The organism is Streptomyces sp. NPDC002701, from assembly GCF_042889045.1.
Classification (GTDB): Bacteria; Actinomycetota; Actinomycetes; order Streptomycetales; family Streptomycetaceae; genus Streptomyces.
In genome coordinates this window covers 60505-74927 of the sequence record NZ_JBIAQL010000026.1, presented here as the reverse complement: position 1 = coordinate 74927, position 14423 = coordinate 60505, and the positions used below count along the sequence as shown (strand labels likewise).

The 14423-nt window shown below is 69.8% G+C and carries 19 protein-coding genes; 8 read left to right on the top strand and 11 right to left on the bottom strand.

Annotation, left to right across the window (positions count from 1 at the left end; translation table 11 throughout):
• Positions 1 to 1138: 1138 nt before the first annotated feature.
• The 3 genes from ACFYXC_RS36725 to ACFYXC_RS36715 all read left to right on the top strand — a co-directional run bounded on the left by ACFYXC_RS36725 (position 1139) and on the right by ACFYXC_RS36715 (position 2976).
• Positions 1139 to 1759: a hypothetical protein gene (locus ACFYXC_RS36725; RefSeq protein WP_389556913.1), complete on the top strand. Its 621-nt coding sequence runs from the start codon at positions 1139 to 1141 to the stop codon at positions 1757 to 1759.
• Positions 1760 to 1817: 58 nt separating this feature from the next.
• On the top strand, positions 1818 to 2237 hold the full coding sequence (locus ACFYXC_RS36720; RefSeq protein ID WP_389556912.1) for a helix-turn-helix domain-containing protein: 420 nt from the start codon (positions 1818 to 1820) through the stop codon (positions 2235 to 2237).
• Between the two features lie 523 nt (positions 2238 to 2760).
• Positions 2761 to 2976 carry a hypothetical protein gene (locus ACFYXC_RS36715; RefSeq protein WP_389556911.1) on the top strand — a complete coding sequence of 72 codons (216 nt, stop codon included), beginning with the start codon at positions 2761 to 2763 and terminating at the stop codon, positions 2974 to 2976.
• Between the two features lie 19 nt (positions 2977 to 2995).
• On the opposite strand, the gene ACFYXC_RS36710 is transcribed toward ACFYXC_RS36715, so the two are convergent.
• From ACFYXC_RS36710 to ACFYXC_RS36700, 3 genes are all read right to left on the bottom strand, one after another.
• Positions 2996 to 3154, bottom strand: coding sequence for a hypothetical protein (locus ACFYXC_RS36710; protein WP_389556909.1), 159 nt, complete (start codon positions 3152 to 3154; stop codon positions 2996 to 2998).
• A gap of 236 nt (positions 3155 to 3390) precedes the next feature.
• On the bottom strand, positions 3391 to 3813 hold the full coding sequence (locus ACFYXC_RS36705) for a hypothetical protein (RefSeq protein ID WP_389556908.1): 423 nt from the start codon (positions 3811 to 3813) through the stop codon (positions 3391 to 3393).
• A gap of 93 nt (positions 3814 to 3906) precedes the next feature.
• On the bottom strand, positions 3907 to 4692 hold the full coding sequence (locus tag ACFYXC_RS36700; protein WP_389556906.1) for a hypothetical protein: 786 nt from the start codon (positions 4690 to 4692) through the stop codon (positions 3907 to 3909).
• 223 nt (positions 4693 to 4915) lie between these two features.
• On the opposite strand from ACFYXC_RS36700, the gene ACFYXC_RS36695 reads away from it, so the two are divergent.
• Together ACFYXC_RS36695 and ACFYXC_RS36690 are read left to right on the top strand one after the other, a co-directional pair.
• Positions 4916 to 5212 carry a hypothetical protein gene (locus ACFYXC_RS36695; protein ID WP_389556904.1) on the top strand — a complete coding sequence of 99 codons (297 nt, stop codon included), beginning with the start codon at positions 4916 to 4918 and terminating at the stop codon, positions 5210 to 5212.
• 136 nt (positions 5213 to 5348) lie between these two features.
• The gene (locus tag ACFYXC_RS36690; protein ID WP_389556902.1) at positions 5349 to 5858 is read left to right on the top strand and encodes a hypothetical protein; all 510 of its coding nucleotides are present in this window, start codon (positions 5349 to 5351) and stop codon (positions 5856 to 5858) included.
• Positions 5859 to 5981: 123 nt separating this feature from the next.
• On the opposite strand, the gene ACFYXC_RS36685 is transcribed toward ACFYXC_RS36690, so the two are convergent.
• The 6 genes from ACFYXC_RS36685 to ACFYXC_RS36660 form a co-directional block, all read right to left on the bottom strand.
• Positions 5982 to 6242, bottom strand: coding sequence for a hypothetical protein (locus ACFYXC_RS36685; protein ID WP_389556901.1), 261 nt, complete (start codon positions 6240 to 6242; stop codon positions 5982 to 5984).
• Complete coding sequence (locus tag ACFYXC_RS36680) at positions 6239 to 6544, bottom strand: DUF6247 family protein (protein ID WP_389556916.1); 306 nt, start codon at positions 6542 to 6544, stop codon at positions 6239 to 6241. The genes ACFYXC_RS36685 and ACFYXC_RS36680 overlap by 4 nt, the downstream gene beginning before the upstream one ends.
• Before the next feature lie 152 nt (positions 6545 to 6696).
• The gene (locus tag ACFYXC_RS36675; protein ID WP_389556899.1) at positions 6697 to 7083 is read right to left on the bottom strand and encodes a hypothetical protein; all 387 of its coding nucleotides are present in this window, start codon (positions 7081 to 7083) and stop codon (positions 6697 to 6699) included.
• Positions 7084 to 7098: 15 nt separating this feature from the next.
• Positions 7099 to 7656 (bottom strand): telomere-protecting terminal protein Tpg, encoded by a 558-nt coding sequence (gene tpg / locus ACFYXC_RS36670; RefSeq protein ID WP_389556898.1) that lies wholly within the window; start codon positions 7654 to 7656, stop codon positions 7099 to 7101.
• Between the two features lie 4 nt (positions 7657 to 7660).
• The gene (tap, locus tag ACFYXC_RS36665) at positions 7661 to 9784 is read right to left on the bottom strand and encodes a telomere-associated protein Tap (RefSeq protein WP_389556896.1); all 2124 of its coding nucleotides are present in this window, start codon (positions 9782 to 9784) and stop codon (positions 7661 to 7663) included.
• A 176-nt stretch (positions 9785 to 9960) separates the two neighbouring features.
• The gene (locus tag ACFYXC_RS36660; RefSeq protein ID WP_389556895.1) at positions 9961 to 11787 is read right to left on the bottom strand and encodes a pentapeptide repeat-containing protein; all 1827 of its coding nucleotides are present in this window, start codon (positions 11785 to 11787) and stop codon (positions 9961 to 9963) included.
• 420 nt (positions 11788 to 12207) lie between these two features.
• Between ACFYXC_RS36660 and ACFYXC_RS36655 the strand changes: the two genes are divergently transcribed.
• Complete coding sequence (locus ACFYXC_RS36655; protein WP_389556893.1) at positions 12208 to 12510, top strand: hypothetical protein; 303 nt, start codon at positions 12208 to 12210, stop codon at positions 12508 to 12510.
• A 315-nt stretch (positions 12511 to 12825) separates the two neighbouring features.
• On the opposite strand, the gene ACFYXC_RS36650 is transcribed toward ACFYXC_RS36655, so the two are convergent.
• Both ACFYXC_RS36650 and ACFYXC_RS36645 read right to left on the bottom strand, forming a co-directional pair.
• A complete protein-coding gene (locus ACFYXC_RS36650) occupies positions 12826 to 13359 on the bottom strand; it encodes a hypothetical protein (protein ID WP_389556891.1) in 534 nt (177 codons plus the stop codon).
• Positions 13360 to 13471: 112 nt separating this feature from the next.
• Positions 13472 to 13729, bottom strand: a complete 258-nt coding sequence (locus ACFYXC_RS36645; RefSeq protein ID WP_389556889.1) for a hypothetical protein — start codon at positions 13727 to 13729, stop codon at positions 13472 to 13474.
• 122 nt (positions 13730 to 13851) lie between these two features.
• Between ACFYXC_RS36645 and ACFYXC_RS36640 the strand changes: the two genes are divergently transcribed.
• Both ACFYXC_RS36640 and ACFYXC_RS36635 read left to right on the top strand, forming a co-directional pair.
• The gene (locus ACFYXC_RS36640) at positions 13852 to 14124 is read left to right on the top strand and encodes a hypothetical protein (protein WP_389556887.1); all 273 of its coding nucleotides are present in this window, start codon (positions 13852 to 13854) and stop codon (positions 14122 to 14124) included.
• Positions 14125 to 14126: 2 nt separating this feature from the next.
• Positions 14127 to 14396 carry a hypothetical protein gene (locus tag ACFYXC_RS36635; RefSeq protein WP_389556885.1) on the top strand — a complete coding sequence of 90 codons (270 nt, stop codon included), beginning with the start codon at positions 14127 to 14129 and terminating at the stop codon, positions 14394 to 14396.
• The last annotated feature ends 27 nt before the right edge of the window (positions 14397 to 14423 follow it).

The window sequence follows — 14423 nt, the reverse complement described above, 5'->3', positions numbered from 1 at the left end:
CCCGCGGAGCGGGATATGCCCCGGCAAGCCGGGGCATAGAGCGCGAATTGCGCAAGCGCAATTCGGATTCCCGCGCAAGCGCGGGAATGGAATTCCGCAAGCGGAATTCCGAACGGAATGCAATTCGCGCAAGCGCGAATTGGAGGCGACCGCGCAAGCGCGATCACCCGGGCTGGCTACGAGGGAGGTGCATCGCGCGGGGGGCTGTGTAGGGCTTGGGAATCCCAGCCACCACCCCCGCAACGACGGTGACGGAACGTCGGGTCGCATGGGTGCTGGCCTCACCGCAGCGACGGGTTCCGCTGCGCTCCACCCTGACCCCTCCCCCACTCTCGAGCTCGCCCGCTTGCGTTCACAATACCCCGCCAGCATACACGCCAACCGGCGACCGTGGGGCGGAATCCGATGAGACATCACTCGGGAGGGCGAACGCGCGGCGGGGATGATGCATCAGGCATCCGCACTGTGTAGCGTTTGGGTCCTGGCCACACCACCCCTGGCCCGGCCAATAAACTACCGGTTGAATTCAGAATTGCACGGCCCGCAATACCCAAACTACGGAAAGGAAGCTCAGATATGGGACCGGTTGAATTCGACGTGCGGAGGTACCGGAGCCGTCCGGCCCCCAGGGCCGGGGGGCGGAACCGCCCACCAGCACCGGCCACGCTTCCTCGCTTTTGATCGTCACGGTCGGCACCACCCGAGACTCAGAGCCGCTGCTGCCGTCCCCGACCCGCACCGGGGCACGGTGCCGCACGCGAAGCCTGCTCAGCCACGAGGGCTGGCCCCCTGGATCCGGTGGCTGGCGACGGCGACACGCCCGCCGTGACCAGCCGTTTGTGCCGTGCCCCGCACGGCGTGACGGGAGCGGCGCACGGGGTGGGTGACGTCTAAAGACACATAAGAGCGTTCCGCGCTCAAACCGGCTCTGACCTGCGGTGATGCGAAACCGTTTGTTCTAGATATCCAGAACACAGGCGTCCTGAGTGTTCTGGATATCTAGAACAAAGACCCTCGGAATCTGACGGTCCGTCAGGTGACTCTGAGGCACTGTTTGTTCTGCTCCTCCAGAACAAGCCGGTTTACCTAGTGCTACCGTGCCACTCGAAACGTTGATCATCCCTGGAGGACTGTGCTGATGGAACAGCTGCCGATCGTCCGCCCCGGCGAGCGCGTGGTTGCGCGGTCGGACGGCAAGGGCGGCTTGATCCTGGGCGTGGAGAAGATCCAGGGCCGCGAGTTCGCCGCGAGTGCGGGGTGCAGCGGCTACGTGCTGGACGCCCGGCTGCTGATGGACGTGCTCGGCAGCCTCAAGATGCCCGGCTCCTGGTTCCAGGTCTGGTGCAAGCAGGTGGCGTTGCAGAACGCGAACCGCGCCGACGACCAGCTCCGGGAAGTCGCCCGCGGCTTCGTGAAGACGAACCAGCGCGACCTCCAGGCCCGGTGCAACCTGTCGGCGGCCTCCGTGAACGAGGCCAGCCAGTTCTTCACGCACATCGGCTGGCAGCGCACCGCCAAGCGCGGCATCCTTCAGCTGAACCCGTGGCTGACGGTGGCCGGCACCTCCGGCGAGCAGGAGAAGTGGCAGGCGCTCTGGAACAGTGCCAAGGGTCCGGCCTGCGTCATCCCGCACGCCGACTACCCCACCGAGTGGCGTCAGCTGCGGGAGGCGGAGAAGAAGGCCGCGGAGTCCGCCCGCCGCAAGGAGAAGGTCGTGACGCTGCGGCAGCGGCGGCCCGTACGCAAGGTGAGTGCATGACCTCGCCCGGCATATCCTCGGTACAGCGTCCCGACCTGATCGGAAGTGGTGAGGCTCTGTGAGCAGCTCTTACGTCCCCAGCCCTCCCACGGAGGCCCCCGTCACGATCCCTCGTGATGTCCTGCGCCTCCTGGCCCTGGTCGATGTCTCCACCGCCGGCCGCCGCGTCCTGGACCAGCTGCTGTACCTCAGCGACCCGGCGACCGGCACCGCTTCGATCAGCCAGAACGAGATGTGTGCTGAGCTAGGCGCGAGCAAGCCGACCGTGAACCGTGGCTTCAAGGAGCTCCGCGAGTGCGGACTCGCCTGGAGCCTCGAGGACGGCCTTTACCAGCTCCACCCGCTGCTGACCGGCGGCGCGGTCTCCTCCCCCGTCATGAAGGTCCCGGAGATCAAAGCCGCCGAACCCGGACGCTTCACCGAACAGCGACGGGCCCGGTTCGCCGCCCAGATGGCCAACCTCGCCCCCACCGGCTGAGCAACCCCACTGCAGCCCGCGCAGGCCGCCCAGCGGGCTCCTGGCGCCGCGAAGACCCCAAGGCGCCGCACTCTCCGTGCGGCGCCTTCTTCGTGCCCGCCGCGATCAAGCCGGTAGCACCAGGTAAACCGGTTTGTTCTGGAGGAGCAGAACAAACGCTGGGCGCTCCACCACGTTGACCGGCCATGGGTAGCGGGCAGGCGGTAGCACCAGGTAAACCGGATTGTTCTGGAGGAGCAGAACACCAGCGGCCTCTCGGACCGAGGGCGATGTATGCACCAGGTGCGCATAGATCTCCTGCCTAACATCACAGCTGAGTTATGTTCCGCAGCCGCCGCGACGGGTCCGAGGTACTGCCCCCTGGCCCCGAAGCAGCAGGCATCGGCCCGGAAGCAGCACGGCCCGAGCAGCGGGCAGTGGCTGGCCGTGCTGCACCGGCTGGGGCCGGCCTGCTGCCCGTGCAGCCCCCGTGTGCCGCCTGACCCATGCAAATGCTGCGCTGCGCTGCACCCACGACACCACCGTGCTGCAACCCGAGGACCACCACCAGGAGCACGAGCAGCACCCCGCCAACCACCGCCACCACCCCCGCTGCCCATCGAGCAGCAGCCCGTTCCACACCACCGCGAGCAGCACGGCCAGGAGCAGCGGCATCCCGTCGGCGCAGGCCCTCGCCTCACAGCTCACACCCTCACAGCGCACCTCGCCCACCTGGGGAAACGGCCTGTGTGTCACATAGGAGCGCCGGGACGGGTGGCCTACAGGACGGTGCCGTACAGGGCGCGGCGGTCGCCGGTCAGGGCGTAGCGGCGGGCAGCGAGGCCGTTCTCGACCGTCTCCCCGATTTCGTCGCACAGGAGGGCCAGGACGTCGACGGCGTCGGTGTCGGAGAGGTACGCGGGGGCGACTTCGAGCATCAGCTTCCCAAGCTGATGCGAGCACGCGGCCAGGTCGTCGACGACGGCGCGCAGGGCGGCGACGGCCGGGTCCGTCGGCGGTTGGGCGGGTGTCGGGGCCGGGGCGGTGCGGACGTCGCGGACGGCGGGCGGCTATCCGCCGCTGAGCCCAATGGGTATGCGCGGCTAGCGTGCGAGGCGCCCGCCTCAGGCAGCTGGATCGCCGGGGTGGAGCCCCACAGGCATGACGTGTTGAGTCACTGATCAGCTCCGTTGTTCGGTGGCATGAGAATCGGTCGGCGTCCTCGCCGCCGTTCATCAACGCACATCGTGCGGAGATCCCTGATGATGCTCATTTCCAGATCCGCGATCAGTGGCACTCCACCGTCGACATGGGGATCCTCAATGAAGCCGACTACGGGATCGACGATGTCGTCGGCTCCATCACGGCACCATCTGACGGTCCAACCTGGTGGCGCAGGGAAAGCGTCGGCATAGCCGGCGCTTTCACGAACAGCCACGAAGCCAGGTTGCTCATTGGCCTTGACGAGCCGCCCTGCCCCACGATCGAGAGTCAGAGCGTTGCCCTGGTCGTCCCAGCCCGCTACCGGCCGAGAACGCTGAAACTGCTTGCCCAGCTCCTGGACATTGAATACGGCAACCCAACGGGCCTCCGCCACCTGGGCCTCCCCTCTGACAGTCCGTGATTGCGACGTCAGCGTAGAACTGGTGGATTTCTCACGACGTGCAAGTCATCCGATTGGCCGCTAGGTCTACAGGACGGTGCCGCGCAGGGCGCGGCGGTCTCCGGACATCGCGTAGCGGCGGGCGGCGAGGCCGTGCTCGAGGGGCTCGCCGATCTGTTCGCACAGCAGTGCCAGGACGTCGGCGGCCTCGATGTCGGAGAGGTAGGCCGGCGCGACTTCGAGCATCAGCTCCCCGATCGCGTGGGTGCTGGCGGCGAGGTCGTCGACGACGCGGCGCAGCGCGGCGACGGTCGGGTCCGCCGGCGGATCGGCGGGCGGCGGAGGCGGGGCGGTGCGGATGTCGCGGACGGCCTGGCGGACCACGGCGCGCACCGTGGCCGCGTCGAGGGCCTGGAGGCCGCTGTGGGCGAGCGTGGCGAGGCGGCGGGTGATCAGCTCCGCGACGTCGCCGCTGCGGCTGGAGACGGCGATCAGGGCGCGCTGGGACAGGCCGTAGTCGAGCGCGGCCGCGGCGGCCGGGTCGCTGTCTCGCGGGCGAGACGGATCGGTGCCGGCCGCGACGGCTCCGTGGATCGCGGTGAGTGAGCGGGCGACGTCCAGGAGCCGGTACGCCTGGGCGCGGCTGATGCCGAACTCCGCCCGGCAGTACGACTCCCAGCTGCTGTGCTGCAGAGGGAGCCAGACGCGGGCGGCGTGCGCGGCGCGGACCCGGGCGGCGAGGACCGCCACGGAGCGCCGGACGTCGTCCATCGCCTCGCGCAGCCCGGCCGTCATCTCCCGGGCGCGGGCCGCGGTGAGCGGCGGCCGCGCGGGTTCGACGCCGTGCTCCTGGTCCTCGGTGTGCTCGCCCACGACTCCATCATCCTCCGCGCCGGCGGGCACCACCAGGGCGTGCGGGAGCCCGGCCGCGCACTCCACCTCACAGGCTCACAGCCTCATAGTTCACCCCGTCCACCTGGGGAAATGGCCTGTGAGTCTGCCAGCCTCACAGCGTGACACCGTGCGCGGCGCGGGTCTGTCACGCTGACCCGCGACGGCGGGCGCGGATCCCGTCGCACGAGCCGAAGGGGACCAGGTGGCGGGGATCGAGCGGGAGCCGGCGGAGGTGCGGATACCCAAGGTGGCGCTGGACGCCTTCGCCGCGGCGCTGAGCGTGCGCACGGTGGCGATGCGGAAGTGGCCCGACGGCATCGAGTGGATGTACCCGGTGGGCACGTGGGACGAGGCGCACCTGGAGGTGGCGCTCATGCCCGGCGCCGAGGAGGTGTGGCTGCGGATGTCCACCGACCGCTCCAGCGTCGCCGTGTGGACCATCGAGCAGTGGTGGGCCTTCTCCGGGGAGCTGCCCGGCGCTACGCCGCCGCAAGGCTGAGCCGCGGTCGGCCGGTGCACGGACGGCGTAGGTCGGCGTGGCTCCGGCAGGCCGGCCTCGTTGGGCACGGGGACGACCACGACGTCGTCCAGGCCGCCGATGCCGTGGCCGCTGACCGCCGAGCGAACGAGGACCGATGCCGAACAGGCCGCCGTACGACCCGACCTACGGCTTCGACCATGCCACCCGGACGGTGCGGGTCCATCACCACGACCTGGCCCGGCTGCTGCTGATGTTCCGCTCGCTGATGCGCGAGACGCAGAAGCCGGGCTCGTGGGAGCACATGGACGACTACGACCTGTCCTTCGAGCGCCTCGCGGACGCGGCCGACGCCGCTGCGGAGATCGTCCACGGCAAGAAGTGGACGGGTCCTGACCTTCGGATGCGCTGCACGACCACCGAGCCGGTCTACGACTGGCCCGAGGGCGGCCCGTACGACGGGGAGGCGACGTTCACCTGGAGGGTGCCGGGCTACGGCTCGCACGCCTCCGATGACGACCAGGTCCAGCACTACTCGAACACGGCCCTGTGCGGGTTCAGCTGGGCGAAGGGTGACCGGCCGCGCCGGGTGGAGGGCCTGCCGGAGTGTCCGGAGTGCCGGCGCGAGGTGCAGCTCGGTGCCGACCGCCCGCGCGGCGCCTGGTGACAACTGCCGGGCGGATACCCGTTGCCAACGGGTGGCAACGAGTGGATACGGCGGTGGCTACGATCAGGAACGGTCTGACCCCGGCAGTTGCGATGCCGGGGTCAGACCGTTGTCACAGGGTGGCTACCCGAGCCAGACGATGTTCAGGACCGTCAGGCTGTTCAGGGGCCGGTTGACCCAGAAGGTGACGGAGAGCTGGCCGACGGCCGCGTAGCGGACGTCCTCGCCTTCGTCGTCGTCGGTGTCGAACTGCCGGAAGCCCCACGGGTCTGCGGCGGCCGCGGCGAGGATGTCCCACACGGTGTCCACCGCGTGCTCGGGCAGGGAGTCGAGGACCTTGGCGGCCGGGGCGGAGACGCGGACCGCGTACGGCGACGGGCTCACCCGTGACGGCGGCGGAGCTCCGCCAGGTCGATGGCGTCGCTGTCGTTGTAGCCGGAGGCGATGAACGCGTCGACGGCCGGGGCGTGCGCGATGCGGCCCTGCCAGTCCTGGATGACCTCGTAGAGCCCGGCCAGGGAGAAGCTGCGGCGGGATTCCTCGAGGGCGGCGGTCCACTCGCGCTCGAAGGCCGGCACCCAGCGGTCCGCGCGCTTGTCGGCGCGCAGCTGGGTGAGGAGTTCGGCCGGCGCCCCGGGCGAGGGGGCGTACGGCGTGACGGGTGCGTGGTCGGGCTGCGCGCTCATCTGGTCCTCCCGGCGGGTCGTCACCTCACGGTACGCGCGCCGGATCGTCGTGGATGCGGTCATGGGCAGATCCCTCCTACGGGGTGAGCGACACGAGGCCGGGCCCCGGCAGTTGCGATGCCGGGGCCCGGACCGTGGTGTGCCGACCGGGGTCAGGCGGCGGGGCTGAGGGCCAGGGTGTAGTGGCGGCCGGTGGCCAGGTGGATTGTGAGGGTGTCGCCGTCGGCGGTGGCGGCCCGGTAGGCGGGGTCGGCCAGGAGCGCTGGGACGACGACGTCGCACAGCACGTCGGCGGCGGGAACATTGGCCGGGGCCGGGACACCGGCCGACTGGAAGACCTCGCCGTCGGGGCCGTGCTGGAAGTCGAGCATCCAGGTGCTCCCGGCCGCGGTGAAGACGATGTCGCCGCGGGTGCCGGCGTCGGTGACGTCGCTGGTGCCGGGGTGGTCCTCCAGGACGTCGGCCAGGCGCACGGCCTCTTCGTCCACGGCGGTCAGGTGGCTCTTGTCGCGGTCGATGGGCGGGAATTGCGTGGTCATGCTTTCCGCTCCTATTTAGTAGTCCAGATCGAGGTAATCGATGTCGTTGATTTCCACGTCCGACAGTCCCATAGCGCGACCGCCGCCGTCCTGGAAATACACTTCCTTGAACCCTTCGGCGATGATTCCGCGCATCTCCTGGTCGCTGGCCCCCGTGTCGCGGGCGTCGAACAGGCGCTGCGCGTACGTCGCGGGGAGGTGCACGGTGAGCCTGCGGAACCGTCCGTCGTCGGTCGTGCCGACGGCTGCGGAGTAGCCGAACCGGGCCCTGGTTTCCACCGTGATGCCGCCCGAGGCGGCGGCCTGCTTCTGGCGGCGCTTGCGCACCAGTGGCTGCCAGCGGGCCTTGACCGTGTCGTCGATCTTCGCGGCGACGTCGGCGCGGGCGTGCTTGCGGGCGCCGCGCCGGTAGCGGTTGACGGAGTCGGCGGTGACGCCGAGCTCCTGGGCGACGGCCTTCGCGCTGCCGAACTGCTTGATCAGGAATCCGATCTGGCCTTTCAACGTCTTGGGCGGGTCCTTGGTGAACGCCTCGCGGTCGGCCCGCTCGATCGCGTCGTCGATCTCCCCCACAGTCCTACTCCCCTTCGTCCAGGACGGCGTCGCCGCCCTTGATGTGGCGGGCCGGGTTGAGGCCCTTCTCCATCAGGTCGACCGCCCACAGCATCTGCTGGACGCCCTCCAGCTTCGCCAGGCCCGGGGTGGGCCCGAGGCGGAAGGCGCCCGGCTGCGGCTTGCCCGAGGCGGCGTAGGGCAGGAAGTCGAGCGGCGACGTCCCCGGGCTGGGGTAGACGACGCAGTCGGACAGCACGGCGAGCGGGTACAGGCCGGTCATGTCCGCCATGTTGCGGAGCTTGCGGTGCATGTTGACCCGGGCCTTGCTGATGACGGCGGCCCGGATGTCGGGGCGCCAGGTCGGCCGCGCGAGGGCCGGCCACGTCTCGCCCTCCTTGTAGTGCTTGCCCTGGGGGCGCTCGCGGAGCTTGCCGACGCCGCCCTTGACCGTTGCTTTGATCGCGGTGAGGACGGCGGCCAGCGCCGGGTCCTTCTCCTTGTGGTGTTCCATCGCGGCGAGGAACTCGGTGTCGGACAGGTCCCGTGTGACGCCCAGGTCGGCGAGGGTGTCGACGTAGGCGTTCTTGAGGCGGTCGTGCCACGGGTCGAGGTAGGCGCCGGTCTCGCGGCGCAGGTACGCCTCGATCGGGTGGACGTCGTAGCCGAGCTCCTGGGCGTAGGCGAGGGTGTGCGTCTGGTACCAGGCAGGTCCCGTCGGGCGGGAGCCGTCCGGGGTGAACGGGCTGGGCAGGCGCGGGTCCAGCTCGATGTGGGAGACGTCGGCCAGCCAGCTCCCCGGGATCTTCGGGTTGAACGTCGGGGCGTGGAAGTGGTCCGGGGCGGAGAGGCCGACGACCAGGCGGGCCGCAGCGGCGAGAAACGCCGTGTTCAGGTCCAGGCCGACTGCCCACGGCAGGGTGCACTCCTCATCGGAGAGCGTGTCCACGTCGCGCACCCACTGGTACGCCTCTTCGTTGAGGAAGCCCCCGGTCCAGCCGCTGTTGACGACGACGGGGTGTTCCGGGGTGGCCTCCGGCGGCGCCGGGTCCATCGGCTCGGTGCCGAGGCTGCCCGCGTTGTGGCCGGACACCCAGTTCCCGGTGGCCGGGTCCTGCACGGCCTTCGTCGGCGGGCGCATCGCCGTCATCAGCTCCAGCCCGGAGACGGCGGTGGAGCCGCGCGGGGTGATGACCCGCTGGGCGTACACCCCGAGGACGCGGGCGATGTCGGCCGGCTCCATCTCCGAGACGCCGGGCCAGGACCGCTCATCGAGGGCGTCCCAGGACAGGATCGCCAGCTGCACGCACTGACGGTCGCGGCCCTGTGCCTTGCGGTAGATCCGCGCCCACGGCCCGAACCCGCGCTGGGTCAGCTGCCACTTCGCCTTCGCGACCTGCTTGACGACCGGGTGGTCCTCCGGCAGGCGCAGGGAGCGGCGCTGCTCGTGGCCCTCCAGACGCTCGGGCAGCCCGAGCTTCACGGCGGCGGCCGCGGTGAGCACAATCAGCGGATCGGAGTCCTTGCCGTACCGGTTGAGCTTCGGCGCGCCGAGACCGGACTCGCGCAGCGTCCACTCCACCAACTCCACCACGGTGGTCGCCGGGCAGTCCAGCACGACGCCGCCCACCGCGTACGCGGAGCCGTCACCGTCCAGCACGGCCAGCGGGCCATGTGGGAAGCGCGGGTCGACGGCGGGCGCGGCGGCCTTCTTCGCCGCCGGGCGCCGGGACGACGTCGTCGGGCGTCCGGCCGGACGGGCGGGACGCTCCGGCGCGGCCGCGGCGGCGGGGGCCTGTGCCGGGGCAGCGGACTCGGGCGCGGCCGGGCCGGTGAACGTGTCCGGCACCCGGGTGGGCTGCGGCGCGGTCACGGGGGCCGGAGCGGCGGGAGCTCCGGGGGCGGGGTACTTCGCCGCCCATCCCTTGAGGAGCCGCTGGTACGCCTCCAGGCGCGGCGACTTCGGCTCGCTCCGGCCGTTCTCGTAGTTCTTGACCGTCTGCACGGTCGACTTCAGCGCGGTCGCGAGGCGGGCCTGGGTGATACCGGCGGCCTCACGAAGACGGGCGCGCTCCGCCGGGGGCGGGAGCTGAGGCTCCTCCTCCAGCAGCGCGTCGATGTTCGCGAACAGCTCTTCCTCGGATGCCATTGGATCTCCTTTCGTCCCCCACCCTAGCACCGTTTACCCCAGTCTTTAACCCATTTTTTAACCCGTTCGGATTTTTCGGCCGAGCGGAAAGTGGACGGCCCGGAACGGCATCCGCAGGCCCTGGTGTCGTTTGCTACGAGAACGTCAGTCGTTTTGCCACGAGCGGTGTCAGCGGATCAGCGTTTGACGCGTCCTCGGATGGCGAGGGCGGCGAAGCCGAGCAGGATGGGTTCGGCGAGACGTGAGGCCATCTCGGTGTAGGTGCCGCGGGTGGTCAGGTTCTGGCCGGAGGAGCGGAAGACCACGGAGTTCACCACTACCCGCAGGCTCTTCTCGAACCGCTTGGTCGAGACACGCTCATGCAGTGGTCCCGAGGGGTTGACGGGGGCGGGTGTGTCGGTGGTGAGCCGGATGTCCTGGCCCGTCACCTTCCCGGTCGACTCCGGTTTCGGATCGTCGGCCGGAAGGCCCCACAACATCATGGCCAGGACCGTGGCAGTCATCGCCAGCAGCAGCCAGGCCAAAGCGCGGGAGGCGCGCAGGCCGTAGCCGGACAGGGCCCAGTACGCAGTGAGCAGCCCTCGTTCGGCCTGGTTGCGGCGGGGCCGGCGGTCCAGGCGGCGCATCTCCATCTCGGCGTAGTAGAAGTCGGCGGCGCCGGGTTCGTCCTTGCCGTCTTCGAAGGCTTTGCGAAGCTGGCGGTACAGCGCGGCCAGAGCGGGTGGTCCCGGCGGGCACGCCGCCGGGCCCGGTTGCGGCGGGGCTGGGGTCCATCCGGCGCGCAGACTCGGGCGGCGGTCGGGCAGGGCGCGCCAGTGGTGTTCCTCGGCCAGGGCCAGGCGGTCAGTCCACCGCAGCGGGATTCCCCGGCGCACATCGGTTCCCACCGGGGTGCGGGCGAAGACGGTCTCGCCCTCCAGCCGTAGTTGGTCGAGGTGAAACGCACCGAAGAATCGACACCCGGTCAAGTCCATGTTGGTCAGCACCAGATGGGCGGCGTCGACCCCGCGGAGCGAGCTGATGGATACACCAGAGGCAAGCTGTACGCCAGCTGTGTCGGTCAGCGCGGTCTCGTCGACAACGGTCCCGCTGCCCGTGGCGAAGAGCGCGGTGTGGGCGATGACCGCGATCGGCTGTGTGACCACTGCGTCCGATAGGTCTACCTCGGCGTACCGCAGCCGCAAGGCCGCCGTCGACTCCCACCGCGTGCGGACGCATCGCACCTTTGCAGCCGCAGCCTCGATAGTCACCGGTGCCACAAACGCCGCACCGGACAGATCTAGGCGTCCGTGACACACCAACGGCCCCAACAAAGTTGCAGCGGAGAACGTGGCGCCGTCGAACCGGGCGTCGGCGGAGAACGTCGCGCCGCCGAACCGGGCGATGCCGGAGAACGTCGCGCCGCCGAACCGGGCGTCGGCGGAGAACGTCGCGCCGCCGAACCGGGCGGTGCCGGAGAACGTCGCGCCGCCGAACCGGGCGCTGTCGGAGAACGTCGCGCCGTCGAACCAGGCGGTGTCAGAGAACGTGGCGCCGTCGAACCAGGCGGTGTCAGAGAACGTGGCGCCGTCGAACCAGGCGGTGCCGGAGAACGTGGCGCCGTCGAACCAGGCGGTGTCAGAGAACGTGGCGCCGCCGAACCGGGCGGTGCCGGAGAACGTCGCGCCGCCGAACCAGGCGGTGTCAGAGAACGTGGCGCCGCCGAACCGGGCGGTGCCGGAGAACGTCGCGCCGCCGAACCGGGCGGTGGCGGAGAACGTCGCGCCGCTGAACGTGGCGTCGGCAGAGAACGTGGCGCCGTCGAACCGGGCGTCGGCAGAGAACCTCACACCGTCGAACAGAGCTCCGCCGAGGTGAGGGCGGCTGGAAGTCGGGTCGCGGAGTACATGAAGGAGGTCGTTCAGCAGGGAGTCGGTGAAAGTGGTGCCGCAGTGGTCGATGTCGTCGCCCGGGGACAGCGTTGCCAGGTACCTGGCTCGGGCGGCAGGTGCGAGGTGGGCCAAGCAGAGCGACTCTCCGGGTACTTGTCGACCGTGGCAGCCGACCGGATCGACTGAGGTCGCGCCCTCGCCACAGTGCGGCCAGTGCGGCCAGTGCGGGATGGCTGGTGCCGGGAGTAAGGGCGGGGATGTCATGCCAGTCGTGACGAGCGGCAAGCACCGTGCGGTTGCCCCGTGCTCCCTACTCACTGTCTCCCTCTATCTGGTCCCCGAAGCCGCCACTGACAAATCCCCTGGCTGAACCACTGACAGTTGATGGCAAGACCCACTGACGTTCTCGTGGCAGACGACACCTGGCTCATACCTGACAGCCTTATCGCGCACCCATCCACCTGCGGAAACGCCGTGTGGGCATATAGGTGGCGGGCCGAGTTGCCGAGAGAGCGCCCCCAGCGCCCAGGCAGGCTCGCTACGGTGGCGACCATGGCGGACCAGGGCGGGGCACAGACGTGGTCGACTCGGGCGCGGCCGGGCGCTGTCGAGCTCCCGCCGGGCGCACCGGCCGGGACGGTGCGGATGGTCACCGGCACCCGGGCCCGGCGGGTGAGCGACCAGGAGGCCCGCGACTTCGGGATCTCCACCGACCGGGCCTGCCTGGAGATCGAGCAGATCTTCTACGACGCCGACGACGACGTCCTGCGGCACACGGTCACCGTCGACTACAGCGGCCAGCCGCATGTCACCCGGCACGTGCCCACCCCCGAGGAGCTCGCGCACCTCGAGTAGCCGGCCCGCGCTCCTTCGCTTCAGCGGTCCGTGACAGGGAGGGCCGGTGCGTGTTGGATCCACCAACGGCGCAACAGCAGCGGTGGATGGCTGCGCAGCGACGGCCTGGTCGATCGGGGCCGGCGCATCGTCCGCGACCACGTCGGTCTCGGGGAACGCCCGGCGGGACGGCTCGATGTGCTGCTGCGCGAGCGGCTCGACGGTCATCGTCACGGAGGCTTTGGCGGTCTTGCGCATGGCCTCTCTTCTCACTTCCGGGGGCAGTTCCTGGGGTGGTGCGGGCCCGGCTCCGGAGAGCCAGGCGGGGCGGGACGATCAAGCCAGAAGCAGGTCGTCGTCGCTGAACGGCATCGTGAAGTCTTCGTCGGGGTGGGTTCCGACGTGGTCCGGGCCGTTCCACTCGTTGAGGTTGTGGGTGCCGCGCTTGTTGAGGCGGCGGTTGCAGGTGTAGCCGTCCCGGCTCATCAGGCCGCACTCGCCCTCCGGGGCGAGCGGGTTGCGGAACGGCGCTTTCGGGCGGGTGTAGACGATGCCGGCGTCGGCGAGGGCCTGGACGTACTCGCCGACGGCGTCGGCGAACAGTTCGCTGGCGCGCTCCTGCTCGATGTAGGTGAGGACGGCGGTGCCGGGTCCGGAGCAGGCATCATTGCGGGCGTCGCGGATGCCGGTGGTGCTGGAGGCGTACCGGTCGATGCAGACCGTCGCACCGCAGTCGGCGCAGGTTCCCTCGAAGATGAGGGCGTGGTCCTTCGACTCGCGCGGCAGGCGCTTCCAGGTGAGGGTGTGGCCGTTCTTCCCGGCGACCTCGTTCATGTACTGCTTGCCCTCGGTCCACCACTGCTGCGCCATGAGTCCTCCCTGATCCTGGGCGGTTGTGACGATGTCCGGTACAGAGGAGAGGCGGATACAGTCCGTCCGGTGGGGCTCCCGCTTGCCTCGGGAGGGCCCCACCATTGGGCCGTCAGAGTTCGACCGGCTTTCCGGTCCAGGGGTCCCACGCCTGAGTGGCCCCCCACGCCCGGGCGTCCTCAGTGCTGCGGAACCGGTCCTGCGCGATGGTCACCGTGAACTCGCAAGACTCCTTGCCTTCCTCAGCGGCCCTGCAGAGTGCGGCAGTTCCGCCGGTGAACCACATGCGGCGCTGCGTCTCCCACTTGAGCTCGAAGGTCTTGACCTTCTCGCCGATGACCTTGGTCTCGGCCGGAGAAAGCTTCGGCATCCTGATCGCCTGCCCTCTTTTGATTTGTCATGGTTCCTGCCTACATCCATAAATTTATAGGGCCCCTAGAAATTCGTCAAGGGGCCCTATAAAAGAATCTTCAACTTCTCTACAGTCGTCCTATGACCACCGAACCGGCCGACCTGATCAACGCCTCCGCCGTCAGCAAGGCGCTCGCCGCCATCGGCGCCATCCGCGACCCTGTGGCCCGGGAGAAAGCCGCCCGCGACCTGCAAGACGCCCTCACCGAGGCGATCGCCGCACCCCTCACCCAGGCCAAAGGCATCCGTCGGAACGCTGTACTCGAACTGCGCCAGACCCTCACCCTGGCCAAGGTCGCCGAGCAGCTCGGCCTGTCCACCGGCCGCGTCGACCAGATCGCGAAGGGCAAGTAGCCGTGGCGGAGCAAGACGAGATGGACTGGCTGCATCCGGACGCGCCCCCGAGCACGGTGCAGGTGGCCACGGACACCATGGCCCGCCACGTGAACGCCCAGGAGGCCCGCGACTTCGGAATCTCCACCGACCGGGTCTGCCTGCAGACCGAGCACGTCTTCTGCGACGCCGACGACGACGTGCTGCGGCACACGATCACCGTGGACTACAGCGGCCAGCCGCATGTCACCCGGCACGTGCCCACTGCCGAGGAGCTCGTGCGCCGCGAGTAGCCGGCCCTGGCCTCCTGGCCCTTTCCG

Excerpts from the sequence above, each read along its gene's own strand:
- ACFYXC_RS36640 (WP_389556887.1), top strand. The coding sequence starts at position 13,852 with ATGACCACCGAACCGGCCGACCTGATCAACGCCTCCGCCGTCAGCAAG.
- ACFYXC_RS36690 (WP_389556902.1), top strand. The coding sequence starts at position 5,349 with ATGCCGAACAGGCCGCCGTACGACCCGACCTACGGCTTCGACCATGCC.
- tap (WP_389556896.1), bottom strand. The coding sequence starts at position 9,784 with ATGGCATCCGAGGAAGAGCTGTTCGCGAACATCGACGCGCTGCTGGAG.
- ACFYXC_RS36655 (WP_389556893.1), top strand. The coding sequence starts at position 12,208 with ATGGCGGACCAGGGCGGGGCACAGACGTGGTCGACTCGGGCGCGGCCG.
- ACFYXC_RS36645 (WP_389556889.1), bottom strand. The coding sequence starts at position 13,729 with ATGCCGAAGCTTTCTCCGGCCGAGACCAAGGTCATCGGCGAGAAGGTC.
- ACFYXC_RS36650 (WP_389556891.1), bottom strand. The coding sequence starts at position 13,359 with ATGGCGCAGCAGTGGTGGACCGAGGGCAAGCAGTACATGAACGAGGTC.
- ACFYXC_RS36680 (WP_389556916.1), bottom strand. The coding sequence starts at position 6,544 with ATGAGCGCGCAGCCCGACCACGCACCCGTCACGCCGTACGCCCCCTCG.
- ACFYXC_RS36675 (WP_389556899.1), bottom strand. The coding sequence starts at position 7,083 with ATGACCACGCAATTCCCGCCCATCGACCGCGACAAGAGCCACCTGACC.
- ACFYXC_RS36725 (WP_389556913.1), top strand. The coding sequence starts at position 1,139 with ATGGAACAGCTGCCGATCGTCCGCCCCGGCGAGCGCGTGGTTGCGCGG.
- ACFYXC_RS36710 (WP_389556909.1), bottom strand. The coding sequence starts at position 3,154 with ATGCTCGAAGTCGCCCCCGCGTACCTCTCCGACACCGACGCCGTCGAC.